Annotated in this window: 1 protein-coding gene and 1 pseudogene; one reads left to right on the top strand and one right to left on the bottom strand. The window is 41.7% G+C overall.

Annotated features, from left to right (window positions below; genetic code table 11):
* The coding region (locus tag ACW12G_RS05650) for a tyrosine-type recombinase/integrase (RefSeq protein WP_455647473.1) at positions 1–844 on the bottom strand (844 nt) is incomplete at its 3' end.
* Positions 845–995: 151 nt separating this feature from the next.
* Here ACW12G_RS05650 and ACW12G_RS05645 point away from each other — a divergent pair.
* Positions 996–1,306: pseudogene (locus tag ACW12G_RS05645) on the top strand (hypothetical protein); the annotation flags it as partial.

The raw sequence follows: 1,306 nt of genomic DNA, 5'->3' as shown, positions 1-1,306 counted from the left end.
GTGTATACATCTGTGTGGTTGACAAGTTCACATGTCCCAATAATTCCTGAAATGTGCGCATATCCGCCCCGTGATTCAACAAATGGGTAGCAAAAGTATGACGTAACATATGCGGATGAATGGTGCCAGTTAACGCTGATTTTTTCATCAATTCATTTAAAATATAAGTAATCCCAGCCGCCGTAATCGGTTCGCCGCGATGATTCACGAAAACACGATCATGCGGGGGTTGCTTCGCCACTAACTGCGGTCGTAGCTCATGTAAATACTGGGTCATGGCTTGGGCTGCAAAATGACCAAATGGCACGTAGCGATCCTTGTTCCCTTTACCGTGAATTAACACTAATCGTTGGGCAAAATCGAGTTGGGCAATGGTTAAATTGGCAATTTCCGCCACACGCGCACCGGTTGCATACAAAAATTCAAGTAACGCCGTGTTGCGTTGCCAAAGTGGCTCATCTTCGGCATAAGCCACTTCAAACAATGTCGTCAATTCCGATTCGTAAAAAAATTCTGGTAAATGTCTTTGGTGTTTACGCAACGCCACATTTTCAAACGGATTATCACTGACAAATTGATTGGCCAACATAAATTGAAAAAACATCCGCAAACTACTAATTTTACGGGCAATCGTTGTACGTGCCAACTGGCGCTCATACAACTCATTTAAATACACCCGAACGTCTAAAGTCTGTACCGCACGGTAAGTCGTAAAACCACCATTTTCTGCTAAAAACGTGGTGAAGGCTTCGATATCAGTTAGATAAGCTTTGACGGTTAAATCAGAATATTGCCGTTCAGCTTGCAGGTAATCTTGATACAATTGTGCTTCTTTGGTTATCATATTCTTATTATAACCTGAAAAACTTAAGAACCTTTAAATTTGGTTATAATCAATCAAACATCCCCCTGTTAACAACGTATTTCGCTATGATAGAAGTAGCTAAATTTTATTCTTGATTGAAAAATATGAGTAGACGTCAGGGAGTATCCTTATGAAAATTCCAATACAAACACCACTTGAACAATTACGTGATGCCATCAACACGATGCAACATCAGCTTCAGCAAGGGATTGCGGCTTTCCGTAAAAATATTTTGACAAACCGTGATGCACAACACGCACCCAAGCACCCACGATCTAAGACGGATTCCCACGCCGTCTCAATTGTATCTTATGAAGCCGCACCTAAAGCAGTTGATGCCGAAAGCTTTGCTTACGCACTAACAGCTGAAATGACCGAAAATCAAGCGGATAATTTGACACAACCTACCCGTCAACACTGGTATCGGGTTTTATGGCAACA

It is taken from the genome of Leuconostoc sp., assembly GCF_965300815.1.
This window is presented reverse-complemented; position numbering and strand designations above follow the sequence as displayed.